21 protein-coding genes are annotated in these 23,134 nt (G+C 66.3%); 8 read left to right on the top strand and 13 right to left on the bottom strand.

Annotated features, from left to right (window positions below; all coding sequences use genetic code 11):
- Positions 1–74: 74 nt before the first annotated feature.
- The 10 genes from fis to DNK34_RS04340 all read right to left on the bottom strand — a co-directional run bounded on the left by fis (position 75) and on the right by DNK34_RS04340 (position 12,713).
- Positions 75–395 (bottom strand): DNA-binding transcriptional regulator Fis, encoded by a 321-nt coding sequence (gene fis, locus DNK34_RS04385; protein WP_131174301.1) that lies wholly within the window; start codon positions 393–395, stop codon positions 75–77.
- The gene (gene dusB, locus DNK34_RS04380; protein ID WP_131174300.1) at positions 392–1,390 is read right to left on the bottom strand and encodes a tRNA dihydrouridine synthase DusB; all 999 of its coding nucleotides are present in this window, start codon (positions 1,388–1,390) and stop codon (positions 392–394) included. The genes fis and dusB overlap by 4 nt, the downstream gene beginning before the upstream one ends.
- A 314-nt stretch (positions 1,391–1,704) precedes the next feature.
- On the bottom strand, positions 1,705–3,000 hold the full coding sequence (locus DNK34_RS04375; RefSeq protein ID WP_131174299.1) for a DUF3426 domain-containing protein: 1,296 nt from the start codon (positions 2,998–3,000) through the stop codon (positions 1,705–1,707).
- A gap of 165 nt (positions 3,001–3,165) precedes the next feature.
- On the bottom strand, positions 3,166–4,044 hold the full coding sequence (gene prmA, locus DNK34_RS04370; RefSeq protein WP_131174298.1) for a 50S ribosomal protein L11 methyltransferase: 879 nt from the start codon (positions 4,042–4,044) through the stop codon (positions 3,166–3,168).
- Between the two features lie 104 nt (positions 4,045–4,148).
- The gene (accC, locus tag DNK34_RS04365) at positions 4,149–5,498 is read right to left on the bottom strand and encodes an acetyl-CoA carboxylase biotin carboxylase subunit (protein WP_131174297.1); all 1,350 of its coding nucleotides are present in this window, start codon (positions 5,496–5,498) and stop codon (positions 4,149–4,151) included.
- A gap of 17 nt (positions 5,499–5,515) precedes the next feature.
- Positions 5,516–5,965, bottom strand: coding sequence for an acetyl-CoA carboxylase biotin carboxyl carrier protein (accB, locus tag DNK34_RS04360; protein WP_131174296.1), 450 nt, complete (start codon positions 5,963–5,965; stop codon positions 5,516–5,518).
- A gap of 75 nt (positions 5,966–6,040) precedes the next feature.
- A complete protein-coding gene (gene aroQ, locus DNK34_RS04355) occupies positions 6,041–6,490 on the bottom strand; it encodes a type II 3-dehydroquinate dehydratase (protein ID WP_131174295.1) in 450 nt (149 codons plus the stop codon).
- A 409-nt stretch (positions 6,491–6,899) separates the two neighbouring features.
- The gene (locus DNK34_RS04350) at positions 6,900–8,666 is read right to left on the bottom strand and encodes a protein-disulfide reductase DsbD (RefSeq protein ID WP_131174294.1); all 1,767 of its coding nucleotides are present in this window, start codon (positions 8,664–8,666) and stop codon (positions 6,900–6,902) included.
- 143 nt (positions 8,667–8,809) lie between these two features.
- On the bottom strand, positions 8,810–10,777 hold the full coding sequence (locus tag DNK34_RS04345; protein WP_131174293.1) for a methyl-accepting chemotaxis protein: 1,968 nt from the start codon (positions 10,775–10,777) through the stop codon (positions 8,810–8,812).
- A 322-nt stretch (positions 10,778–11,099) separates the two neighbouring features.
- The gene (locus DNK34_RS04340) at positions 11,100–12,713 is read right to left on the bottom strand and encodes a diguanylate cyclase (RefSeq protein WP_131174292.1); all 1,614 of its coding nucleotides are present in this window, start codon (positions 12,711–12,713) and stop codon (positions 11,100–11,102) included.
- A gap of 416 nt (positions 12,714–13,129) precedes the next feature.
- Here DNK34_RS04340 and DNK34_RS04335 point away from each other — a divergent pair, with 416 nt between their 5' ends.
- From DNK34_RS04335 to DNK34_RS04315, 5 genes are all read left to right on the top strand, one after another.
- Positions 13,130–14,191 (top strand): DUF2333 family protein, encoded by a 1,062-nt coding sequence (locus DNK34_RS04335; protein ID WP_131174291.1) that lies wholly within the window; start codon positions 13,130–13,132, stop codon positions 14,189–14,191.
- Positions 14,192–14,193: 2 nt separating this feature from the next.
- A complete protein-coding gene (locus tag DNK34_RS04330) occupies positions 14,194–14,739 on the top strand; it encodes an NUDIX hydrolase (protein ID WP_411269296.1) in 546 nt (181 codons plus the stop codon).
- A gap of 270 nt (positions 14,740–15,009) precedes the next feature.
- Positions 15,010–15,381 carry a translation initiation factor Sui1 gene (locus DNK34_RS04325; RefSeq protein WP_131174290.1) on the top strand — a complete coding sequence of 124 codons (372 nt, stop codon included), beginning with the start codon at positions 15,010–15,012 and terminating at the stop codon, positions 15,379–15,381.
- Between the two features lie 147 nt (positions 15,382–15,528).
- The gene (gene speA / locus DNK34_RS04320; RefSeq protein WP_131174289.1) at positions 15,529–17,442 is read left to right on the top strand and encodes an arginine decarboxylase; all 1,914 of its coding nucleotides are present in this window, start codon (positions 15,529–15,531) and stop codon (positions 17,440–17,442) included.
- Positions 17,443–17,616: 174 nt separating this feature from the next.
- Positions 17,617–18,039, top strand: a complete 423-nt coding sequence (locus tag DNK34_RS04315) for a DUF4174 domain-containing protein (protein WP_131174288.1) — start codon at positions 17,617–17,619, stop codon at positions 18,037–18,039.
- Between the two features lie 272 nt (positions 18,040–18,311).
- Here the strand turns inward: DNK34_RS04315 and DNK34_RS04310 are convergent, their stop codons facing one another.
- Together DNK34_RS04310 and DNK34_RS04305 are read right to left on the bottom strand one after the other, a co-directional pair.
- The gene (locus tag DNK34_RS04310) at positions 18,312–19,016 is read right to left on the bottom strand and encodes an NUDIX hydrolase (RefSeq protein WP_131174287.1); all 705 of its coding nucleotides are present in this window, start codon (positions 19,014–19,016) and stop codon (positions 18,312–18,314) included.
- Positions 19,013–19,618 carry an adenylyltransferase/cytidyltransferase family protein gene (locus tag DNK34_RS04305; protein WP_242675113.1) on the bottom strand — a complete coding sequence of 202 codons (606 nt, stop codon included), beginning with the start codon at positions 19,616–19,618 and terminating at the stop codon, positions 19,013–19,015. Before DNK34_RS04305 ends, DNK34_RS04310 begins: the two co-directional genes overlap by 4 nt.
- Before the next feature lie 110 nt (positions 19,619–19,728).
- Between DNK34_RS04305 and DNK34_RS04300 the strand changes: the two genes are divergently transcribed.
- Genes DNK34_RS04300 through nadE form a run of 3 tightly spaced genes read left to right on the top strand, consistent with a single transcriptional unit; the run spans position 19,729 to position 22,419 of the window.
- Complete coding sequence (locus tag DNK34_RS04300; RefSeq protein WP_131174286.1) at positions 19,729–20,382, top strand: isochorismatase family protein; 654 nt, start codon at positions 19,729–19,731, stop codon at positions 20,380–20,382.
- The gene (pncB, locus tag DNK34_RS04295) at positions 20,375–21,595 is read left to right on the top strand and encodes a nicotinate phosphoribosyltransferase (RefSeq protein WP_131174285.1); all 1,221 of its coding nucleotides are present in this window, start codon (positions 20,375–20,377) and stop codon (positions 21,593–21,595) included. The genes DNK34_RS04300 and pncB overlap by 8 nt, the downstream gene beginning before the upstream one ends.
- Complete coding sequence (gene nadE, locus DNK34_RS04290; protein WP_131174284.1) at positions 21,592–22,419, top strand: ammonia-dependent NAD(+) synthetase; 828 nt, start codon at positions 21,592–21,594, stop codon at positions 22,417–22,419. The genes pncB and nadE overlap by 4 nt, the downstream gene beginning before the upstream one ends.
- Positions 22,420–22,485: 66 nt before the next feature.
- On the opposite strand, the gene DNK34_RS04285 is transcribed toward nadE, so the two are convergent.
- Positions 22,486–22,944 carry a DUF2214 family protein gene (locus tag DNK34_RS04285; protein WP_131174283.1) on the bottom strand — a complete coding sequence of 153 codons (459 nt, stop codon included), beginning with the start codon at positions 22,942–22,944 and terminating at the stop codon, positions 22,486–22,488.
- Between the last annotated feature and the right edge of the window lie 190 nt (positions 22,945–23,134).

Below are 23,134 nucleotides of genomic sequence, written 5' to 3'. Positions count from 1 at the left end.
GAGGCTGGAGGCTGAACGAAAGAGCGGCGCCCTCGTCCAGCCTTCAGCCTCCAGCGGCTTTGCCTTTTCGGCTTTTAAAGTAGGTCGTATTGCTTGAGCTTCTTGCGCAGGGTGCCGCGGTTCAGGCCCAGCAGCTCGGAGGCCTTGGTCTGGTTGCCCTTGACGTAGTTCATCACGGTTTCCAGCAGCGGCGCTTCGACTTCGGTGAGCACCAGGTTGTAGACGTCGGTGACGTCCGCGCCCTCGAGGTGGGCAAAATAGTTGTGCAGCGCTTTCTCGACACTGCCGCGCAGGGTCTGGCCCTCTTCGCTCGGCGTGTTGAGGTGCTGTTTCAAGCTGGTGTTGTCGCTCACGGGTGCAATTCCACTTCCTAAGGTCTCGTTCAACATTGTCATGCAGCCACCCCTTCTCCATCGTTGTACCGTTCGCCGAAGAACTGGCGAACGCTGGCACACTGCGCGTCCTGTCGGTCCAGACGATTGAACTGGGCGCGGAACTCCCTGGCGCCCGGCAAGGTTGCGAGATACCAGCCGACATGCTTGCGGGCGATGCGTACGCCCATCACGTCGCCGTAGAAGGCGTGCAGTGCGGCCAGGTGCTCCAGCAGAATACCTTCGATCTCGGTCAGCGCCGGCGCGGGGCAACGGGCCCCGGTGCGCAGGTAGTGTTCGATTTCGCGGAAGATCCACGGCCGGCCCTGGGCCGCCCGTCCGATCAGCAGGCCATCGGCGCCGGTGGCGGCGAGTACCCGGGCCGCCTTTTCCGGGGAGTCGATGTCGCCGTTGGCCAGCACCGGAATGGACACGGCCTGCTTGATCGCGGCGATGGTGTCGTACTCGGCCTCGCCGGTGTAGAGGTCGGCGCGCGTGCGGCCATGCACGGCCAGGGCGACGATGCCGGCCTGCTCGGCGATCCTGGCCACGTCCACGCCGTTCCTGTTCTGTCTGTCCCAGCCGGTGCGGATCTTCAGGGTCACCGGCACGTCGACCGCCGCCACCACCGCCTCGAGAATCGCCTGCACCAGCTGGCGATCCTTGAGCAGGGCCGAGCCGGCCGCCTTGTTGCAAACCTTCTTGGCCGGGCAGCCCATGTTGATGTCGATGATCTGCGCGCCCAGCTGCACGTTGGCGCGGGCCGCTTCGGCGAGCATCTGCGGATCGCCACCGGCGATCTGCACGGAGCGTGGCTCCGGGTCGCCGCTATGGATCATGCGCAGGCTCGATTTGCGCGTATTCCACAGGCGCACATCGCTGGTGACCATCTCCGACACCACCATGCCGGCGCCCAGGCGGCGGCAGAGCTGGCGGAACGGCTGATCGGTGACGCCGGCCATGGGGGCCAGGATCAGTCGATTGGGCAATGTATAAGGGCCGATGCTTAGCGCCGACATAGGGCTTCCCTGCTCAAGAGACGTGCTGTTGAGGCCAAGAGGAGAGTGTGAAAAAGGGTGGGAATCATACCCGCTCTGAATGACCGGATAAAGGTCGTTTTGAACAAAATCTGAACAGTTTCCCTGTGGTGCGGCGTCGCGCGGCAGTAGCCGTGGCTGTCTCGGGGCGGCAGCCGTTGATCGGCTGGCAGGTCGTTGAAAAAACGACCTCGGCTTTGGCTGCCTGCGGCGCTCCATCTCCTGCGGTCAGGCAGTCGTCGCCCAGGTTTGGCAACGGCCTGCCGCTGGCGCAGCCGGCTGCCTCGCCGCGCCGCTTATTCCGGCGAGTGGAAGTTGAGGCTGTAGTTCACCGCCCGTACGCCCGGGTCGAGGATATCCAGGGCGATGTGGATCGGTGTCTGTGGCGGCATCTCGGCCTGGCCCGCCAGCTCGCCGGCCAGGTACTCGCTGGGTTTGAAGCGGCGGCTGGCGATGAGCTGGCCATTGAGGTCGGCGAAGCGCATTTCCAGCAGCGGGAAGGGCTGGGAGAAGGCGGCGCGGTTGTACAGGATCGCATCGACTACCAGGGCGCCGCTGAACTCCGGATGGCTGCGCACCACCAGGTTGCTGCTCCTGATCTGCTGGATGTCGACCTTGGACGGCAGTTCGCAACCCAGTACCGGGCAGGCCTGCTCGAACCAGGGGCGGTACTGGTCCTGGCGAGCCAGCTCGGCGAAGTGATAGATCACGTACTGCCCGGCCAGCGCACTGGCGGCGATCAGATTGAGCAGGCCCCAGCCGATCCAGCGCCCCCAGGGCTTGCGCGGCGCTTGCCAGTCCAGTTGCAGGGGCTCTTCCTCGAGGTCGAACAGGTGCTCGTCGCGCAGGTTCGGCTCGCTGCGCCGAGCCTGGCGCGCGCCGGGTTTCAGCGGCGCTTCGGGGGCGGGCTCGGCATCCTCGGCCTGGTCATCGAAAGGCTCGTCGTCACGTTGGGCGCTGAGGCTGAAGCGTGGCTCGGGCTCCGCGTCCGGTTCCGGCTCCTCGGCAGGCGGGGGCGGATTGTCGAAGTGGCGGATACCCGGCGTATCGGGGATCGGCGGCAGTCGAGCGGGCTCCGCCTTGTGCACCGGCTCGAGTGCCAGTGGCGCGGGTGGCGGCTCGTCACGCAGCAGGGCTTCGGCCCAGCGCTCGTCGTCCACATCGTCATCGCTGCCGGCGGTCGGCTGGAAACGGTTGGGCTGGCGCGTGGCCTGGTCGAGTTCGAGGAACTGCTGCGACAGCTGTTGCTCCTGCGCCTCGAGCTTGGCCAGCTCTTCGTCCAGATCGAGATCGTCGAGATCCAGGTCGTCGTGGATCCACAGGGTGTCGTCGTCGATCCTGGGCGCGGGTTTTGCCGCGGGTGGCGTTGGCGCGGCGGCCGCTGGAGGCGCTTCGACCCTGGCCGCTGGCGGCGCCACGGCTGGTCGTACGTCGGGCACGTGATGACCCTGCTCACGCAATTGTCGGGCGGCATTGAAGACCTGCAGGCAGGCGCCACAACGCACCGCGCCCTGAGCAATGCCGAGCTGCGCCAGGCTTACGCGGAAGCTGGTGCGGCATTTCGGGCATTGGGTGACGAAACTCTCGGTCATGCGGGATCCGGCGGCCGACGTGGCGGCGAAAACAGGGCGAGTAGTCTAACTCAACTGCCGGACGAGCCAATACTCGGCATCAGCGGCGTCGGGCAGTTGCGACCTGCGTAGCCTGGATTAGCCAAAGGCGTAATCCGGGGGAAGCCGGTCAGTCACCTTCTCTGATCAGCGGCGAATCCCGCTGATGCGCACCCAGCCGTCCTGGGTCGCGGTGGGGTCGAGGAGGAAGTCGGACGCATAGGCGGCGCGTACCTCCTCGGCCTGCTCGGCGAGAATGCCCGACAGCGCCAGGCGCCCGCCTGGCTTGACCAGGCCGCTGATCTGCGGCGCCAGGCTGACCAGCGGGCCGGCCAGGATATTGGCCACCACCACGTCGGCCGGCTCCTGGGGCAGGTCGGCCGGCAGGTATACCGGGAAGCGTTCCTCGGCGATACCGTTGCGCCCTGCGTTGTCGCGGGACGCTTCCAGGGCCTGCGGGTCGATGTCGGTGCCCACTGCGCGCGGCGCGCCGAGGAGCAGGGCGGCGATGGCCAGGATGCCCGAGCCGCAGCCGAAATCCAGCACGCTGCAGTCGCCCAGCTCCTGGGCATCGAGCCATTGCAGGCACAGGGCGGTGGTCGGATGGGTGCCGGTGCCGAAGGCCAGACCCGGATCGAGCAGCAGGTTCACCGCGTCCGGTTCCGGCGCGTCATGCCAGCTCGGTACGATCCACAGGCGCCGGCCGAAGCGCATCGGGGCGAAGCCGTCCATCCAGCTGCGCTCCCAGTCCTGATCGGCAATGCTTTCGAACTGGTGCTCGGGCAGTTCGCCATCGGTCAGCAACCGCAGGTGCGCGGCCAGGGCCTCGGGGTCGGTATCGGCCTCGAACAGGGCCAGCAGGTGGGTGTTGGACCACAGCGGCGTGGTGCCCAGATCCGGCTCGAAGATCGGCTGGTCTTCGGCATCCATGAAGGTGACCGATACCGCGCCGACTTCCAGCAAGGCGTCTTCGTAGGTGGCTGCCTGCTCCGGCGTGATGGCGAGACGGACTTGTAACCAGGGCATAAAGAACCTCGTGAAAAACGGCTGAAGGCTGGAGGCCGAACGAGTTGTCGCTTTCTCGTCCAGCCTTCAGCCTCCAGCGCTTCTATCGTCTTTTAAGGACGCTTTCAGTGCTTGTCCATACCCAGTTTCTTTTCCAGGTAGTGGATGTTCACGCCGCCTTTGCAGAAGCCCTTGTCCACGACCAGGTCGCGGTGCAGGGGGACGTTGGTCTTGATGCCGTCGACCACGATCTCTTCCAGGGCGTTGCGCATGCGGGCCAGGGCCTCGTCGCGGGTGGTGCCGTAGGTGATCAGCTTGCCGATCAGCGAGTCGTAGTTCGGCGGTACGGTGTAGCCGCTGTACAGGTGCGAATCGACGCGTACGCCGAAGCCGCCCGGGGCGTGGAAATGCTTGACCTTGCCGGGGCAGGGCATGAAGTTGTCCGGGTCTTCGGCGTTGATCCGGCACTCCAGGGCATGACCGCGGATGACCACGTCGCTCTGTTTGAACGAGAGCGTGTTGCCGGCGGCGATGCTGAGCATTTCCTTGACGATGTCGATGCCGGTGACCATTTCGGTGACCGGGTGCTCGACCTGGACGCGGGTGTTCATCTCGATGAAGTAGAAGCGGCCGTCCTCATAGAGGAACTCGAAGGTGCCGGCGCCGCGGTAGCCGATCTCGATGCAGGCATCGACGCAGCGTTGCAGGACTTCGGCGCGGGCCTTCTCGTCGATGAACGGCGCAGGCGCTTCTTCCAGCACCTTCTGGTGACGGCGCTGCAGCGAGCAGTCGCGGTCGCCCAGGTGGATGGCGTTGCCCTGGCCGTCGGACAGCACCTGGACTTCCACGTGACGCGGATTGCCGAGGAACTTCTCCAGGTAGACCATCGGGTTGCCGAACACCGAACCGGCTTCGCTGCGGGTCAGTCGCGCCGACTTGATCAGCTCTTCTTCCTTGTACACCACGCGCATGCCGCGACCGCCACCGCCGCCAGCGGCCTTGATGATCACCGGGTAACCGACTTCACGGGCGATCGCCAGGGCGGTCTCCTCGTCTTCCGGCAGCGGGCCATCGGAACCGGGCACCACGGGTACGCCGGCGCGTTTCATGGCGTCCTTGGCCGAGACCTTGTCGCCCATCAGGCGAATGGTTTCGGCTTTCGGGCCGATGAAGGCGAAGCCGGAGTTTTCCACCTGTTCGGCGAAATCGGCGTTTTCCGCGAGGAAGCCGTAGCCGGGGTGGATGGCGGTGGCGCCGGTGACTTCCGCCGCGGCGATGATCGCCGGGATATGCAGATAGGATTGCGCGCCGGGGGCCGGGCCGATGCAGACGGACTCGTCGGCCAGGGCCAGGTGCATCAGTTCGCGGTCAGCGGTGGAGTGCACCGCCACGGTCTTGATGCCCAGTTCCTTGCAGGCACGCAGGATACGCAGGGCGATCTCGCCGCGGTTGGCGATCAGAACTTTTTCCAACATCGCTGGCTCTCCGCGAATCAAACGATTGTGAACAGAGGCTGGTCGTATTCCACCGGCTGGCCGTTCTCGCCCAGGATGGATTCGATGGTGCCGCTGGTCTCTGCCTCGATGTGGTTCATCATCTTCATCGCTTCGACGATGCAGAGGATGTCGCCTTTCTTCACGGTCGAGCCGACTTCGACGAAGTTGGCCGAGGCCGGCGACGAGGCGCGGTAGAAGGTGCCGACCATCGGCGAGCGCACCACGGTGCCGTTGAGCTTGGCTGCGGCGGGCGCGGCTTCGGCGGCAGGCGCGGCGGCCACGGCGGCGACCGGAGCCGGGGCCGGCGCATAGGTCGGCTGGGCGTAGGTCGGTTGCTTGCCGTGCCGGCTGATGCGTACCGATTCCTCGCCTTCGCGGATTTCCAGCTCGTCGATGCCGGACTCTTCCAGCAGCTCGATCAGTTTCTTGACTTTACGAATATCCATAGGTGTTCAACTCCCAGTCAGGTCTCAGGGTCGTTCAAGTTGTTCGACAGGCCGTAGCGCAAGGTCGGTGCCGGTTCAGGCGGTCTCGCTCTGCAGCCCTTCCAGTGCCGCCTCCAGGGCCAGTCGGTAACCGCTGGCGCCAAGGCCGCAGATCACCCCCACCGCAACGTCGGAGAAGTAGGAGTGATGGCGGAAAGGTTCGCGTTTGTGCACGTTGGACAGGTGCACTTCGATGAATGGGATGCTCACCGCCAGCAGCGCGTCACGTAATGCGACGCTGGTGTGGGTGAATGCGGCGGGATTGATCAGGATGAAGTCGACACCTTCGCCCTTGGCGGCGTGAATGCGCTCGATCAGTTCGTACTCGGCATTGCTCTGCAGGTGCAGCAGGTGATGGCCGGCTTCACGGGCGCGGCGCTCGAGGTCGAGGTTGATCTGTTCGAGGGTGACGGCGCCATAGGTACCGGGCTCCCGCGTGCCCAGCAGGTTGAGGTTGGGGCCGTGCAAAACCAGTAGGGTCGCCATGATCTGCTGTTCCTTGTTCTAGGGTCTGTTGACGTTTCAGCGCAAGCCGCGTTGCCGCGAGAAATCTCGCCAGGCTAGGCGGAGGACGCAGGGAATGGACTAGCCGTCCGCGTGTTCCCTTGCCAAGTCCTCCAACAACGCATGGCGAGATTTCCCGCGCAACCCGCAGGGCCGGGCCCGTTTTGCCGCGATGCGGCGTTTCTCGCCGGCTCATTTAGCCCGCTAAACTTCGCAGCTCGTGCCTTGCCTCGCGGCAAAACGGGCTCCGGCGCGGTCGTGCTGAAACGTCAACAGACCCTGGGCGCTTTTTAGCTGCGCGGACTCTGCCAGAGTTGTCGCCGGGCTGTCCAGTTTTCGGGAGTAGACAGCACGATGTCCGCAGGTTGTGCCAAATATGTGACTGGATTGCCTAGAATCGTTCCCGTGCCCGGCTCAGCCGCTCGGAAAATGCCTGGGCGCTCACTTCGCCGACCACGCGCAGGTCGGTCCATTCCCGGCCCTGGCCATCGAACAGCTGGATCGCCGGCGGGCCGAACAGCTTGTAGCGGTCGAGCACGGCGCGCTGGGCCGCGGTGCTGTCGGTCATGTCGAAGCGCAGCAGATGATAGTCGGCCAGTTGCGCGCCCACCTGGGGCGAGCCGAACACCTCGCGCTCGATCTTCTTGCAGCTCACGCACCAGTCGGCGTACCAGTCCAGCAGCAGCGGCTGGCCGCTGCTGCGTGCCTGGGAGAACGCCGCGTCCAGCTCGGCCGGCGTGGTGACGGTTTGCCAGCTGCCGGCCTTGGCCGTGGCCGCCGAGTTGCCGCCCGCGGCGCTGCCGAGCGGGCGCAGGGGATCGTCCTGGCCCTGCAAGGCACCCGTCCACGCCGCCAGGGCGTAGACCAGCAGCGCCAGGCCGGCGAGCTGGGCCAGTTTGCCCCGGGCGCTCTTGACGGTGAACTCGAGGGCGCCGAGAAACAGGGCCACGCCGGCGGCCAGCAGGCCCCACAGCGCCAGGGACAGGCTGCCGGGCAGCACCCGCTCCAGCAGCCAGATCGACACCGCCAGCAGCATCACGCCGAAGGCGTTGCGCACCGTGACCATCCAGGTGCCGGACTTGGGCAGCAGGGCACCGCCGCCGGCGGCGAAGATCACCAGCGGGGTGCCCATGCCCAGGCCCAGGGCGAACAGCTGCAGGGCGCCGCCCAGGGCATCGCCGGTGCTGCTGATGTACAGCAGCAGGGCGGTCAGCGGCGCGGTGATGCAGGGCGAGACGATCAGGCTGGAGAGCACGCCGAGGGTCGCGGCGCCGGCGATGGTACCGCCCCGGGTGCGGTCGGCTTGGCGATCCAGGCGCTCGCGGATGAACGCCGGCAGGCGCAGGTCGAAGATCCCGAACATGGCCAGGGCGAACAGGCCGAAGAACAGCGCGAAGGGCACCAGTACCCAGGGCGATTGCAGCATCGCCTGCAGGTTGAGACCGGCGCCGAACAGGCCCATCAGGGCGCCGAGCAGCGCGTAGCAGGCGGCCATGGGCAGGACATAGGCCAGCGACAGCACCAGGCCGCGGCGGTTGCTCGGCCGGCCGCGCAGCACCACGCCGGAGAGGATCGGCAACATCGGCAGCACGCAGGGGGTGAAGGTCAGCCCCAGGCCGGCGGCGAAGAACAGGGCCAGGTCGACCCAGCGCCAGCCGGCCGGCACGGCACCGCCCGCGGCAGTGTCGCCGAGGCCGCCATTGATGGCCAGCGTCTCGGTTTCCGGTGGATAGCACAGGCCCTTGTCGGCGCAACCCTGGTAGGTGACGAGCAGGTTCAGCGGGCGCTTGTCGGGGTTGTTCAGCGGTACCTCGACATCCAGCACTTCGTAGAACACCTGCACGTCGCCGAAGAACTCGTCGGTCTTGTGCAGGCCGGCCGGCAGCTCGACGGGGGCGCCGGCCAGTTCGGCGGGTTCGACCTGGAACTTGAACTGGTGGCGGTAGAGGTAGTAGCCCTCGGCGGCGACGAAGCGCAGGGTCGCCGAGGTGGGCGAGCTGTCGACCAGGCTCAGCCTGAAAGCCTCGCGCACGGGCAGGAACTCCGCGCTGTTGTTCAGCGCTGCGCCCAGGGGCGCGGCGTTCGGGCGGCTGTCGAACACACCGGCGCCGGCCGGCACGACGATGAGCAACAGCAGCAGGCAGAGGAAGCGTGGCATGGGGAGCTCGTAAGATTGGGGACGAGCAATGATAACGTAAGCTGGAGGCTGGAGGCTGGAGGCCAGAAGCCAGAAGCCAGAAGCCAGAAGCCAGAAGCTGGAGTGTCAGTGCTTTTGCTTGAGGCTTCCAGCTTCCAGCTTTTTTACACGCGAAACGCCTGCACCGCCTGGTTCAACTGGCCACTCAACTCTTGCAGCTCGCCACTCTGCGCGCGGCCCTGGCCGATGCGTAGCAGGTTGTCGGCGCCCAGCCGGTGGATGCGTTCGCTGTGGTCGCGGATTTCGCCGACGGAGCTCCCCTGGTACGCCGTGGCGTCGGCGATACGTCCGGCCATGCTGGCGATGGTGCGGATCGCGGTGACGATTTCGTCCAGCGCGCCATCGGCGGTTCTGGCCTGGCTGGCGGTGGCTTCGGCATGTTCGACCTGGCTGCGCATGGCCCCCACGGACTGATTGGCGGCCTGCTGCAGGCGGCCGATGACCTCCTGGATCTGCGCCGTGGCGGCACTGGTACGCTGCGACAACGAGCGTACTTCGTCGGCCACCACGGCGAAGCCACGGCCGGCCTCGCCGGCGCGGGCCGCTTCGATGGCGGCGTTGAGGGCGAGCAGGTTGGTTTGTTCGGCGATGCCGCGGATCACCGTCAGCACGCTGCCGATGGTGCCCGTTTCCTCGGCCAGGCGTTCGATGGCCTGGGCGTTGCCCTGTACTTCCTCGACCAGCGCGTGCAGGCCGGTGAGGCTGTTGCCAATGATCTGCTGGCTCTGCACCAGGATACGGTCGGCGTCGCGGCTGGCGCCGGCGGTCTGGCTGGCGTCCCCGGCCACCTGCAGGATGGTCGCCTCGAGTTCGCCGAGGGCGTCGCGGATCTGGGCGGTATCGCCGGCCTGGCGTTGCGCGTCATCGTGCAGGCCGCCACTGAGATCGGCCAGGGTGCGACTGGAGCCGGCGACCTGTCCGGCATGCTGGCGAATGGTGCCGACCAGATCCACCAGGTAGGCGCGCAGGCGATTCAGCGATTCTTCGATGTCGCGCAGCTCGCGGGTCTTGGTGGCCAGGTGGATGTCCTGGGCGAAGTCGCCGGCGGCCCAGGCGGACAGTGCCGGCACCAGGCGGCCGAGCAGGCGGGCCAGGCGCCGTTGCAGGGTGTCGATGATCAGCGCGATCAGCAGGATCAGGGCGACCATGGCGCCGAGCAGCAGGCGCACTTCGCTCTGAATGCGGCCGTGCTCGGCACGCACCTGGGGTTCCAGCGCGGTGAACGCCTGCTGCACGGCATCCAGGCGTGCGCGGGTGGCGGCGGACAGTTGGGCGCGTTGTTCGATGAGCGTACGGGTGCGCGCCAGCTCGCCCGGGTAGCGTCCGAGCAGGCTGCCGAGGTCGCGTTTCAGGCCGATGCCGCGATCCTCGGCTTCGCTGTCCTGACTGTCGTCGGTGCCCAGGCCCAGCAATGAGGCGAAGGCGGCGCTGCCCGATGCGCTCTGCTGCGTCACGCCGAGCAGCGGCAGGGCGTCGAGGGCCTGGGCCTGGCTTTGCAGGGCCTGCACTTCGCGCTCGACGTCGGCGGCCAGTTCGCTGCGCCCGCTGCTGACCAGCTTGTCGCGGGCCAGCGCCAGGCGCGCCAGGTGCTGCGCGGCTTCGAACAGGGGCCGGCGATAGTCCTGGGCGGCTTCGCGCCCGCCCTCGTCGGCGTACTGGGCGAGCAGGGCCAGGTTGCCGGCCATTTCCCGTTCCGCCTGGATCAGCAGCCCCTGGGGATCGCCGGCCAGTTTGCCGGCGGCCAGCAGCTCGCTGGCGCTGAACGCCTTCAGTTCGTCCAGGCTGCTGCCCAGATCGCCGGCCAGGGTCATGGGCAACTGCCCCAGCGACTGCTGTAGGGTATCCAGGGCCTGCAGGGCGGCGCTGTGCTTCAGCGCGTCGCCGCTGTCCAGGTAGCCGAGGATGTTGCCCGCGGCCTCGTGCTGGAACTGCTGCGCCATGTCCAGGTACTGCTCCATCAGCGCATAGGGGCGTTCCAGCGCCCGTTGTGACCACCACAGCGTGGTCCCCAGGGCGATGCCGACCCCGACCAGCAGCAGGGTGTTGAGGTTGGTGAGGGTTTTCAGGCGCATAGAACTCGACCGACTACGGAACGGTGGCACTGCGCCATGCAGTGCGGCGACGTATCGGTAAGTTATTGCGTATCGATGACAGGCGTATGACGCTGTGGGGCAAGCTTCAAGCTTCAAGCTTCAAGCTTCAAGCTTCAAGCTTCAAGAGCGTAGGGTGGATGACGCTTTTTTCATCCACCCTTGCGATCGCGGAGCGGTGGACGGATGAAGCGTCGTCCACCCTACGACTGAACGACAAGCAAACCGCATAGGCTCTTTCGTCCAGCTTTCCAGCCTCAAGCGTTTTTAATCGAAGGCCGCTTTCGCCGGCGGATCCGTTGTCTCAGCCGAATACTTCGACGCGGTTGCGGCCGCCATGCTTGGCTGCGTAGAGGGCTTCGTCGGCCTGTTGCGAGAGGTGCTTGCTGTCCATGTCGCCCTGCAGTTCGGCGATGCCGCAGCTGAAGGTGCAGGACAGGTCCTGGGGTTGTGCCGGGTAGTGGATCTCGGCGAAGCGCCGGCGGATCTCATCGAGCACCTTGGCGGCGGTCCTGGCATCGGTATGCGGCATGACCACGGCGAACTCTTCGCCGCCGTAGCGCCCGATGTGGTCGCTTTTGCGCAGGCGCTGCTTGAGGAACAGGGCCAGGCTCTTGATCACCCGGTCGCCCATGGGGTGGCCGTAGTTGTCGTTGACCTTCTTGAAGAAGTCGATATCGAGCATGGCGAAGCTCAGCGGCTGCGCATCGCGCTGGGCGCGGTAGCGGGCGTCTTCGAGCAGTTGCAGGGTGTGGGTGTGGTTGTACAGGCCGGTGAGGCTGTCGCGCACCATGCGTGCCTTGAGGTTGCGCGCCCGGTCGGCGCGGTTGCGCACCGTGGCGATCAGGTGACGTGGCTTGATCGGCTTGGTGAGGAAGTCGTCGCCGCCTTCGCTCATGGCGTCGAGCTGCTTGTCCAGGTCGTCTTCGGCGGACAGGTAGATGATCGGCACGCTGACGTAGCGATCGTTGTGGCGGATCACCTTGGCCAGCTCGGTGCCGCTGCATTCGGGCATGTACATGTCGAGGATGATCAGGTCCGGCTGGAATTCGGCCAGTTCGGCCATGGCCTGGATCGGCTCGGTCAGGGTCCGGGTGACGATACCGGCGCTGTTGAGCACGCGCTCGGTATGGGTGGCCTGGGCCCGGGAGTCGTCGACGATCAGCACGCGATAGGGTTCGTACTGGGCGACGTGGGTGAGCACCTCGACGCGTTCCAGCAGGCTGGAGGCGTCCAGGGTGCCGGTGAAGAATTCCTGGCCGCCGGCGCGCACGGCGGCGAGACGGGTCGGGGTGTCGGTGTCCTCGTGGCTGTAGAACAGCAGCGGGATCTTTTCCGCCAGGCCTGCCTGGATGGACTGGGCCAGTTGCAGGCCGTTACCGGGGCCGGCGAAGTCGATCTCCATGAGGATGGCCGCCGGATGGCGTTCGAGCATCGCCTCGCGAAAGGCATTGGCGGTGTCCAGGGGCTGGGCGTTCATGCCGAAGAATTCCAGCTGCTGGGCCAGGCGCTCGGCCCGTTCCAGGTGCTGCAGGGCCAGGTACACCGGCTTGCGCAGCGGGGGCAGCACGGTCTGCTCGAAACGGTCGCCGTGGCGCAGGCCGGTGCGCGACAGCCGTTGCATCAGCTGGTTGAGGTCGCTGATCACCGCGCTGTTGAGGCGCCCGTGGTTGGCCTTCACGGCGCTCAGGCTTTCGGCGATGCGCTGCGCCAGGTGGCTGTGCTCGACCTGATCGAAGCGCTCGGCATAGCGCTGCAGAAGCAGCGCCGCTTCGTGCAGTTCCTGCATGCCGTTGTCGTTCCACTCGGCCCGCTGCAGGCGTTGCCAGACTTCCAGTACCTGGCGTGCCTGGTGGATGACGCGCTGGGCGAAGTGCTGCTTCAGTCGGTCGCGGCTTGGATCTTCGTGCTCGGTCATGGCCCGTAGTCTGCTATGGGTGGCGAATCGCTACCGCGTGATGGCTGTATGCTACCACCGCTTGGGGGTTTTGCCATTACCTTGGCGCCAATACTGTGAATGGCCTCGCATGGCGCTGGATCGAAGGGCGCCACGGCCGGCTGCATGCCGACCCCGCCTGCAGCTGGATGGTTCCGGCAGGCCGGCCCGATGCTCGAGTTTGCCGTCGAGCGCTGCGCAGCGGGGCGCGCTTCCCTTATAGTGCCTCCTGTCGCTGGCCGGATACTGTGCCGCGGCGCGCGCTTCGCAATAGCGAACCCGCCGCGTGGCCGGATCGCAGGTTGTTCGTCATTTGCAGCATCCCCCTGCATTCGGCGCAACACTGGCAGCGGCTTGTGGTCGAAACCCCCGAATGTCGTAGATCAAAGGATATTGCCATGCTCGATTGGAAGAACCGCACCTCAGGCGCGCGTAGCGGCGAGGGCTCTGCAGACAGTGTTCGGCGCCGTGGTGGGCGAATCGGTCGACTCGTGGCGGGCCTGCTGGGGCTCTACCTGCTGGTGGCGCTGGTGGTGGGCTGGTACTGGAGCCAGGAGCCGGATCGCTTCCCGGTACAGCAGCGTGTCCAGGCGGCGGCCGACAGTGCCCAGCGCCAGGTGGTCAGCGGCTACACCACGGTGGAAACCCTCAAGCAGGTCGCCCAGACCCTGCTCGACAAGCCGGGCGGCTACCTGTCCAACGATCTGGCCCCGCCGGGCCTGTGGCTCGACAACATGCCGAGTTGGGAGTACGGCGTACTGGTGCAGGTGCGCGACCTGTCACGGGCGTTGCGCAAGGATTTCGCCCGTTCGCAGTCGCAGTCCACCGAGGATGGCGATCTGGCCCGGGCCGAGCCGCGCTTCAACTTCGACAACAAGAGCTGGGCGCTGCCGGCCGCCGAGTCGGAGTACCGCGAGGGCCTCAAGTCCCTGGATCGCTACCTGGCGCGACTGTCCGACCCGAGCCAGAGCGGAGCGCAGTTCTACACCCGCGCCGATAACCTGAACAACTGGTTCGGCGATGTCGCCACCCGTCTCGGTTCGCTGTCGCAGCGGCTGTCCGCCAGCGTTGGCCAGGTGCGCCTCAACAGCGACCTGAAGGATCCCGACGCCCTGGCGCCGGGCGAAGTGCCGGCCGTCACCGAGCGCAGCTACGAAACGCCCTGGTTGCAGATCGACAACGTGTTCTACGAGGCGCGTGGCCAGGCCTGGGCGCTGTCGCACCTGCTGCGCGCCATCGAAGTGGACTTCGCCGACGTGCTGGCGAAGAAGAACGCCACCGTCAGCGTGCGGCAGATCATCCGTGAGCTGGAGGCCGCGCAGGCGACCCTGTGGAGCCCGATGATCCTCAATGGCAGCGGCTACGGCATCCTGGCCAACCACTCGCTGGTCATGGCCAACTATATCTCGCGGGCCAACGCGGCGGTCATCGACCTGCGTCAACTGTTGTCCCAGGGCTGATCGTGGCGGTCACCTGCGAAGCGGAAGTGGCGCATCGCGCCGCGTCCGATGCCGAACTGATCGCCTGGGTCGACGAGCAGGACACGCTGCTCGGTGAGCTGCCCCGTGCCGAATTGCGCCGCCGCGGGCTGGTCGGCCGCGGCACCTTCATTCTGCTGTTCAACTCCGCCGGCGAGCTGTGCGTGCACCGGCGCACCCTGAGCAAGGCGGTATACCCCGGTTATTGGGACGTGGCCGCCGGGGGCATGGTCGCCGCCGGCGAAAGCTATGCGCAATCGGCGGCCCGCGAACTGCAGGAGGAACTGGGTATCGGTGATGCGCGGCTGCTCGAGGAGGGCCGTTTCTTCTTCGACCAGCCGGACAACCGCCTGTGGTGCGCGGTGTTCTCGGCGGTGTCCGACGCGCCCCTGGTGCTGCAGCCCGAAGAGGTGCTGGAGGCCTGCTTCATGAGCCCGCAGGCGGCGCTGCGCGAGGCTCGGGCGAAAGCCTATTGCCCGGATTCGCTGCAGGCTTTGCGGCATTACCTGGCGCGTCGCCAAGCCGGATGACGCCTGCTGGCGGGTGTCATCGTGCGCGATCCCGGCCCTCGTCCTTGAAGGAGGGGAGCGAGCCCCGCGTCAGGAACCCGGGAAACACGACCCGCTGCGGCGCTCGCCGCCAAGCGATCTTTCCGCGCCAGGGCCGGGCGGTCGCCAATTCATCAGCCCATGGCGCATTTTTGCCCTTAGCATGGCCGGCCTTTGCCGTTAAACTGCGCCGCTTCGCGGTCGACGCTGGTCGGCCTGTCGCGATCCTGACCCCTATCGAGGGCCCGCGCGGTGGTCAAGAAAGCCTCTTCATTTGCCGGCCTCGGCGGGCTGGTGTACTCCACCGACAGCGGTCGGCACTGCCCCGATTGTGCCCAGCCGGTGGATGCCTGCGTATGCAAGCCAACGGCGCTCCCCGAGGGCGATGGCGTGGCGCGCGTACGGCGCGAGACCAAGGGCCGTGGCGGCAAGACGGTGACCACCGTGCGTGGCGTGCCGCTGGCGGAGGAGCCGCTCAGGGAGCTGGCCTCGGTGCTGAAGAAACGCTGCGGCTGCGGGGGGGCGCTGAAGGACGGGGTGATCGAGATCCAGGGCGATCACGTCGAACTGCTCATCGCGGAACTGCAGAAGCGTGGCTTCACCGCGAAGAAGTCCGGCGGTTAGCGGCAGCGGTAAGCTCACAGCTTCAAGCTTCAAGCTGAATGGTGTTGCTCTTTACCGCGACTGCAACCTTGTCGTCGTGCAGCCCTTCTAAACTGATCTTCAATACGTTGCCGACACGGCTGCATTCATTATTTACGGGAGACCTCGATGGCCGCACGACGCACACGCAAGGACGATGGAAGCCAGTGGACGGTGGCGGACAGCCGCAGCGTCTATGGCATCCGCCATTGGGGCGCGGGTTATTTCGCGATCAATGAGGCGGGCCGCGTCGAAGTGCGCCCCAACGGGCCGAACAGCACCCCCATCGACCTCCATGAACAGGTCGATGAATTGCGTCAGAGCGGCCTTTCGCTGCCCCTGCTGGTGCGTTTCCCGGACATCCTGCAGGATCGCGTGCGCAAGCTCACCGGCGCCTTCGACGCCAGCATCGCGCGCCTGGAGTACGGCAACCGCTACACTGCGCTGTACCCGATCAAGGTCAACCAGCAGGAGGCGGTGGTGGAGAACATCATCGCCACGCCGAACGTCTCCATCGGCCTGGAAGCCGGCTCCAAGCCCGAACTGCTGGCCGTGCTGGCCCTGGCGCCGAAGGGCGGCACCATCGTCTGCAACGGCTACAAGGATCGCGAATTCATCCGCCTGGCGCTGATCGGGCAGAAGCTCGGCCATAACGTGTTCATCGTCATCGAGAAGGAGTCGGAAGTCGCCCTGGTGATCGAGGAGGCGGCCGAGCTCAAGGTCGCGCCGCAGATCGGCCTGCGCGTGCGCCTGTCGTCCCTGGCGTCGAGCAAGTGGGCCGATACCGGCGGCGAGAAGTCCAAGTTCGGCCTGTCGGCGGCGCAACTGCTGTCGGTGGTCGAGCGCTTCCGCGCCGCGGGCCTGGATCAGGGCATCCGCCTGCTGCATTTCCACATGGGCTCGCAGATCGCCAATATCGCCGACTACCGCAAGGGCTTCCGCGAGGCCATCCGCTACTACGGCGAATTGCGCGCCCTCGGCCTGCCGGTCGATCACATCGACGTCGGCGGTGGCCTGGGGGTGGACTACGACGGCACCCACTCGCGCAACGCCAGCTCGATCAACTACGACATGGAGGACTACGCCGACGCCGTGGTCGACATGCTCAAGGAGTTCTGCGACCGCCAGGAAATCCCCCATCCGCACATCTTCTCGGAAAGTGGCCGGGCGATGACCGCGCACCACGCGGTGCTGCTGGTGCAGGTCACCGACGTCGAGCGGCACAACGACGAGGTGCCGGACATCGACCGCAGCGTCGAGCAGCCGGAAGTGCTGCAGGTGCTGATCGACCTGCTCGGCGACAGCGACCCGGAAATGGTCGCCGAAAGCTACTGGCGCGCCACCCACTACGTCAGCGAAGTGGCCGCGCAGTATTCCGCCGGCAAGCTCGACCTGCCGCAGAAGGCCCTGGCCGAACAGTGCTACTTCGCCATCTGCCGCCGCCTGTACAACCAGCTCAAGGCCCGCCAGCGTTCCCATCGCCAGGTGCTCGACGAGCTCAACGACAAGCTGGCCGACAAGTACATCTGCAACTTCTCGGTATTCCAGAGCCTGCCCGACACCTGGGCCATCGGCCAGATCCTGCCGATCCTGCCGCTGGGTCGCCTGGATGAAGAGCCGCTGCGCCGCGCCGTGCTGCAGGATCTGACCTGCGACTCGGACGGCAAGATCAACCAGTACGTCGACGAGCAGTCCATCGAGACCAGCCTGCCGGTGCACGAGCTGCGCGAGGGCGAGGACTACGTGCTGGGCATCTTCCTGGTCGGCGCCTACCAGGAGATCCTCGGCGACATGCACAACCTGTTCGGCGACACCGACTCGGTGAACATCTACCAGAACCCGGACGGCAGCGTGTACCACGCCGGCATCGAGACCCACGACACCATCGAGGATATGCTGCGCTACGTGCACCTGTCGCCCGAGGAACTGATGACCCACTACCGCGACAAGGTGGCCAGCGCCAGGATCGGCGCGCGTGAGCGCACCCAGTTCCTCGATGCCCTGCGCCTGGGCCTGACACGCTCGTCCTACCTGTCGTCCTGAGCAGCCATCGAGCCCAGCAATCGCCGGTCTGAGCGCGCTAGCGTAGGAGCCCCGACCCCGGGGCGATACGCTGGTGGCCATGCTGCAACGTCGTGTCGTGCCATGAATCGCCACTCGGCTGCCTTGGCGCCAGGCGCCTGGATGCGGGGCATCCGTAATTAAGGAGGCACTGCGATGAACGCTTTTCTGGCCCTGCTACTGTCGACGCTCGCCATCACCGTTCAAGCCTCGGACAACAACCCGCTGCAGGCCGAACGCTGGAACACGCGGCCGCTCATCGTGCTCGCCGCCGACGCCGCTGATCCGCTACTGGCCCGCGTGCGGGCGGCGCTGCAGGAGCCCGCCAACCGCGCCGCCTTCGCCGAGCGCGACATGGTGCTCTACACGGTGATCGGCAGACACGGGCGGCGCAACGATCAGCCACTGGACGACATCGCCACCAAGCGCCTGCTGCTGGCGCTGGATGCCGGCCGTGCGCGGCCCCAGGTGATCCTGCTCGGCAAGGATGGCGGCAAGAAGATCCAGCAGGGCGCCGATGCCGACCTGCAGGCGATCTTCTCCAGCATCGACCGCATGCCCATGCGGCGCGCCGAGTGATGCCACACGAGCGTCCGCCAGGGCAAGCGGGCGGACAGGCTGATGGGGTGTTCAAAGGCGAAAGCGGCCGGCCGTAGGATGGGTGCAACCCATCGGCGATTGATGGGTTTCACCCATCCTACAGGTTGCCTCGCTTCTAGCTTGAAGCTTGTGGCTTGCAGCTCAACGTCTGCTCGGCTTTTTGGCCGAGGACGTCGCCAGTCTACCGCTGGCACCTTCTTTCCCGTCGAGCACCAGGCCCGGCGTCTGGCCAGCGCTATGCGCCGGTAGGCTCAGGCGCGCTCGGTCAGCAGGCTGCGGTCGAAGACGAAGGCGCCCTCGGCCTGTTCGGTCAGCTCGAACAGCTGTTGCGGCCGGCCCATCTTGGGAAAGTTCTTTTCGCCGGTATCGCGGATCCAGCCGGCTTCCCTCATCCGTTCCAGGCGCTTGCGCAGCGAGGTGTTGTTCACCGTGGTGCCGAGGCACGCCTGGGCGGCGGTCAGGGCGTCGAGCACGGTGAAGCGCGCCGGCGTCAGGTACAGCGGCAGGCTGGTGTACACCGATTTGCCGGCCAGGCGCTCCACCGCCAGCTGCACCAGGCGGTTGTGGTCGAAGGGCAGGGCGATAGCCGCCGTCAGCACCTCGTCCAGCGCGGCGAAGCGCAGGCGCTCGTCGGCCGCCTCGGTATCCGGGGCGAGCAAGGCCAGGTAGTAGGTGCTCATCGACCAGCCCCGCGGGTCGCGGCTGGAGCTGCCTTCGGTGCCGACCTGCTCCAGGTGCCTGGGCAGCACCTGGGCCTTGTCGTGCAGCACCCGCTGGGCGGCGTCCTGCAGCGTGGCATCGCGGGTGCTGCCGTTGACGATCACCCCGGGCAGCGCCCATTGCTCGGCGAAGGGTTGGCGATCGCGGCGGTGCAGCAACAGCTGCAAGCCTTGGCTGGACGGATCGATACGCAGGGCGATCAGGTCGACGCTGGCCAGTACTTCTGCAGAACTCACATCGCACTCCTGTAGACCATCAGTTCGGGTTCGGTTTCCGGCAACTGCCAGGCCGGCGGCAGCGCCTGGCCGGTGGCGATCATCGCGCGAATCTCGCGGCTGTGCACCGTCATCTCCTCGCGCGCCACCAGCAGGCCGAACGCCTCGCGCAGTTCGGCCCCGCGGTGAAAGCCGGCGAGACGGGCCTGGTTGTCCTCGCCGATGACCAGGGCCATGGCCCGGGTCGGCAGCCGCAGTTGCCGCGCCAGATGGCTCAGCAGATCGTAGCTGTAGACCACGGCGCCGTGCTCGCCCAGCGTCCGCTCCACCTCGCAACACTCGACCCGATCGCCGAAACGTGCGGCAAGGCGGCGCATCCAGGCGCAGCGCAGGGGAAAATCCACCATCCGCTTGCCGTCGGCATGCCGGTAGCTCGGCACCACCAGCACGCGCTCGGCCAAGGTCAGCGCCCGCTGGATGACGCTGAGATGCCCGGCGTGGGGCGGGTCGAAGGCGCCGCCGTACACGGCCACGGCGAAGCGCTGGCGGGTGGCCGTCTGGCTGCCGGCGGCGAATGCCAGCATCGAGCTGTCGGCGAGAGAGGGAGGCGTTGAGCGAAGCATGGCGCGACTCCTTGGTCGTGGGTGTTGACATACATAATACACCTGGTGGAATATGTTGCCACCCCCGACGTTTTCCATCGTCGCCGGGATTCATGAACAGGAGGTGCCAGATGAAGATCGCCACGTTCGATGTCGATGCGCAAAAGGGTTTCACCGAGCTGTGCCCCGACGAGCTGCCGGTGGCCGGCGGCCATGAGATCGCCGCGTCGCTCAACCGGATGGCGCGCCGTGGCACCCTGCGTCTGGGCAGCAAGGATGCCCACGCGCCGAATGCGCTCTGGGTGGTGGCCAGCCATGCGCAGATGCTGCAGCCCCTGAGCCACGCCAATGCCGACCTGACCTGGGTGCGCCACTGTGTGCCGGGCACCCCGGGCTTCGAACTGCTCGACGAACTGCCGGCGCCGATCGACTACGACTTCTTCGTCTGGAAGGGGGTCGAACCCGACCTGCACCCTTACGGCGCCTGTTTCCACGACCTGGCCGGCAAGCGCAGCACCGGCGTGATCGAGTACCTGCGCGTGGCCGGGGTCGACGCGGTGGTGGTCGGCGGGCTGGCCCTGGACTTCTGCGTGAAGAACACCGCCCTGCAATTACGCGCTGGCGGATTCCAGGTGCTGCTGTATCTTCCGGCGTGCCGGGCGATTTCAGAGGCCGGGGCGACCGCGGCCATCGACCAGATGCGTGCGCAGGGCATCATCATCTGCGCCGACAGCGGCGCACTCGACACCGAGCTGGCCCGCCTCGAGGAGAGCGACCATGAGTGAGAGCGTATTCGCGCCAAGCATCATCCAGAACCTGCTGGACACCGATTTCTACAAGCTGACCATGATGCAGGCGGTGCTGCACAACTACCCCAACGCCGAAGTGGAGTGGGAATTCCGCTGCCGCAGCAGCGAGGACCTGACCCCCTACCTGGCCGAGATCCGCTACCAGATCGAGCAACTGGTGAATACCTCGATCACGGCCGACCAGTTGAGCTACCTGGAGAAAATCCCCTTCATCAAGGCCGACTTCATCCGCTTCCTCAGCCTGTTCCGCTTCAACATGCGCTATGTGCATGTCGGTACCGACGCCTCGGGGCAGCTGTCGATCCGCGTGCGCGGGCCCTGGCTGCACGTGATCCTCTACGAGATCCCGCTGCTGGCCATCGTCTCGGAAGTGCGCAACCGCTACCGTTATCGCGAAGTGGTCATCGAGCAGGTGCGCGAGCGCTTGTACGAGAAGCTCGACTGGCTCAAGGGCGAGGCCACGGCGGAGGAGCTGGCCGGCTTCCAGCTTGCCGACTTCGGTACCCGCCGGCGCTTTTCCTACCGGGTGCAGGAAGAGGTGGTGCACATCCTCAAGCGCGATTTCCCGGGGCGTTTCGTCGGCACCAGCAACGTGCACCTGGCCCGCGAGTTCGAACTCAAGCCGATCGGCACCATGGCCCACGAATGGTTCATGGCCCACCAGCAGCTCGGCCCGCGGCTGATCGACAGCCAGAAGGCGGCGCTGGAGTGCTGGGTCAAGGAATACCGCGGCCTGCTGGGGATCGCCCTGACCGACACCATTTCCATGGATGCCTTCCTCGGCGACTGCGACCTGTACTTCGCCAAGCTGTTCGACGGCCTGCGCCACGACTCCGGGGACCCGCTGCAGTGGGCCAACAAGGCCATCGGGCACTACGAGAATCTGGGTATCGACCCGTTGAGCAAGACCCTGGTGTTTTCCGACGGCCTGACCCTGCCCAAGGCGCTGGAGCTGTATCGCGCGCTGCACGGGCGCATCCAGGTCAGCTTCGGCATCGGCACCAACCTGACCTGCGATATCCCCGGTGTCGAACCGATGAATATCGTGATAAAGATGATCGACTGCAACGGTCAGCCGGTGGCGAAAATCTCCGATACCCCCGGCAAGACCCAGTGTCGCGACCCCAACTTCGTGGCCTATCTCAAACACGTTTTCCGTATCGACGCCAATCAGGAGGTTTCCTCATGAGCAATCGACAAGCCGAAATCGCCACCGCCCTGGGCGTGATCGCCCCCTTCACCTCGGACGCCGATGTGGACGCCGAGATCGCCCGGCGCATCGCCTTCATCCAGGACACCCTGTTGGCCGCGCGCAGCAAGGTGCTGGTGCTGGGCATCAGCGGTGGGGTCGACTCCTCCACGGCCGGGCGCCTGGCGCAACTGGCGGTGGAGCAACTGCGCAGCCAGCAGCAGGACGACAGCTACCGCTTCGTCGCGGTGCGCCTGCCGCACAACGTGCAGCACGACGAGGCCGACGCCCAGGCCGCCCTGGGCTTCATCGCCGCCGACGAAGCGCTGACCATCGACATCGCCCCGGCGGTGAGCGGCCTGGCCGGACAGGTCGGCGAACTGGGCGGGCTGACCAGCGCGCGCCGTGACTTCGTGCTGGGCAACACCAAGGCGCGCATGCGCATGCTGGCGCAGTACACCGTGGCCAATGCGCGCGATGGCCTGGTCATCGGTACCGACCACGCGGCCGAGGCTGTGATGGGCTTCTTCACCAAATTCGGCGACGGTGCCTGCGATCTGGCGCCGCTGAGCGGCCTGGTCAAGGGGCAGGTGCGGCGTATCGCCGAGCGCCTCGGCGCGCCGGCCAGCGTGGTCGGCAAGGTGCCGACGGCGGATCTGGAAGACGAACGCCCCGGCATCCCGGACGAGCACGTGCATGGCGTCACCTACGACGACATCGACGCCTTCCTGCAGGGGCAGCCGGTCGAGGAGTCGGTCTACCGGATCATCGTGCAGACCTACGACAAGACCCAGCACAAGCGCGACCTGCCGCTGGTGCCCTGACTGTCGGCATGCTGTGGGAGGGGCTTCAGCCGCGACTGGCCTTCGATAACGCTGAACGCATCGCGGCTAGGCCCCGAACATCCCGTAACCGCGCGCCATCAATACCGCGAGCAGCGGGATGACCAGCAGCAGGCCCAATTCCAGACGGATCAGCAGGGTCACCCGGTGCCCCTGGCGTTCATCGACCCGGGGCACCTGGCCGGCCCCGAGGGCCCCGCGCCAGCCGATGAACATCAGGGTGGGCACTATCGACAGCAGGCCGACCAGCACGAACAGCGTCACCTTGGCATGGAACAGGCCGTTGTGCAGGTAGTACGCCGGACCCTTGCCGTACCACAGCGCCCGCGCCAGGCCGCTGCCCAGCACCAGCAGTGCGGTGATGCCATAGGCCATGTCGATGCGCGCCAGGCTGCGCGCTCTGGGCAGATCCAGCGGCAACTTGAACTGCACATGTTCGAAGGTGAGCAGGGCGAACAGCACGAAGATCGACAGATAGTGCAGATAGGCGACGATGGCGCTGGCCATGGCGTACTCCCGGGTTGAACGGATGGCGTTTATTGTCGTATCGGTACGCAACGAGTCGATCAAATTCGATGGCTAAAGCGGACGGCCGATAAGAGCGCTGGAGGCTGAACGACAAGCAAATCGCACAGGCTCTTTCGTCCAGCTTTCCCGCCTCAAGCGCTTTTGATCGAAGGCCGAAGGCCGCTATCGC

Source organism: Phytopseudomonas dryadis (assembly GCF_004327355.1).
Classification (GTDB): domain Bacteria; phylum Pseudomonadota; class Gammaproteobacteria; order Pseudomonadales; family Pseudomonadaceae; genus Aquipseudomonas; species Aquipseudomonas dryadis.
The sequence above is the reverse complement of the archived record's forward strand: the minus strand, read 5'-3'. Positions and strand labels throughout refer to the sequence as shown.

Coding starts and splice junctions, on each gene's coding strand:
- DNK34_RS04335 (WP_131174291.1), top strand. CDS start 13,130: ATGCTCGATTGGAAGAACCGCACCTCAGGCGCGCGTAGCGGCGAGGGC.
- DNK34_RS04345 (WP_131174293.1), bottom strand. CDS start 10,777: ATGCGCCTGAAAACCCTCACCAACCTCAACACCCTGCTGCTGGTCGGG.
- DNK34_RS04305 (WP_242675113.1), bottom strand. CDS start 19,618: ATGCTTCGCTCAACGCCTCCCTCTCTCGCCGACAGCTCGATGCTGGCA.
- pncB (WP_131174285.1), top strand. CDS start 20,375: ATGAGTGAGAGCGTATTCGCGCCAAGCATCATCCAGAACCTGCTGGAC.
- DNK34_RS04340 (WP_131174292.1), bottom strand. CDS start 12,713: ATGACCGAGCACGAAGATCCAAGCCGCGACCGACTGAAGCAGCACTTC.
- DNK34_RS04285 (WP_131174283.1), bottom strand. CDS start 22,944: ATGGCCAGCGCCATCGTCGCCTATCTGCACTATCTGTCGATCTTCGTG.
- aroQ (WP_131174295.1), bottom strand. CDS start 6,490: ATGGCGACCCTACTGGTTTTGCACGGCCCCAACCTCAACCTGCTGGGC.
- DNK34_RS04315 (WP_131174288.1), top strand. CDS start 17,617: ATGAACGCTTTTCTGGCCCTGCTACTGTCGACGCTCGCCATCACCGTT.
- dusB (WP_131174300.1), bottom strand. CDS start 1,390: ATGTCGGCGCTAAGCATCGGCCCTTATACATTGCCCAATCGACTGATC.
- accC (WP_131174297.1), bottom strand. CDS start 5,498: ATGTTGGAAAAAGTTCTGATCGCCAACCGCGGCGAGATCGCCCTGCGT.
- speA (WP_131174289.1), top strand. CDS start 15,529: ATGGCCGCACGACGCACACGCAAGGACGATGGAAGCCAGTGGACGGTG.
- DNK34_RS04375 (WP_131174299.1), bottom strand. CDS start 3,000: ATGACCGAGAGTTTCGTCACCCAATGCCCGAAATGCCGCACCAGCTTC.
- DNK34_RS04300 (WP_131174286.1), top strand. CDS start 19,729: ATGAAGATCGCCACGTTCGATGTCGATGCGCAAAAGGGTTTCACCGAG.
- fis (WP_131174301.1), bottom strand. CDS start 395: ATGACAATGTTGAACGAGACCTTAGGAAGTGGAATTGCACCCGTGAGC.
- nadE (WP_131174284.1), top strand. CDS start 21,592: ATGAGCAATCGACAAGCCGAAATCGCCACCGCCCTGGGCGTGATCGCC.
- prmA (WP_131174298.1), bottom strand. CDS start 4,044: ATGCCCTGGTTACAAGTCCGTCTCGCCATCACGCCGGAGCAGGCAGCC.
- accB (WP_131174296.1), bottom strand. CDS start 5,965: ATGGATATTCGTAAAGTCAAGAAACTGATCGAGCTGCTGGAAGAGTCC.
- DNK34_RS04350 (WP_131174294.1), bottom strand. CDS start 8,666: ATGCCACGCTTCCTCTGCCTGCTGCTGTTGCTCATCGTCGTGCCGGCC.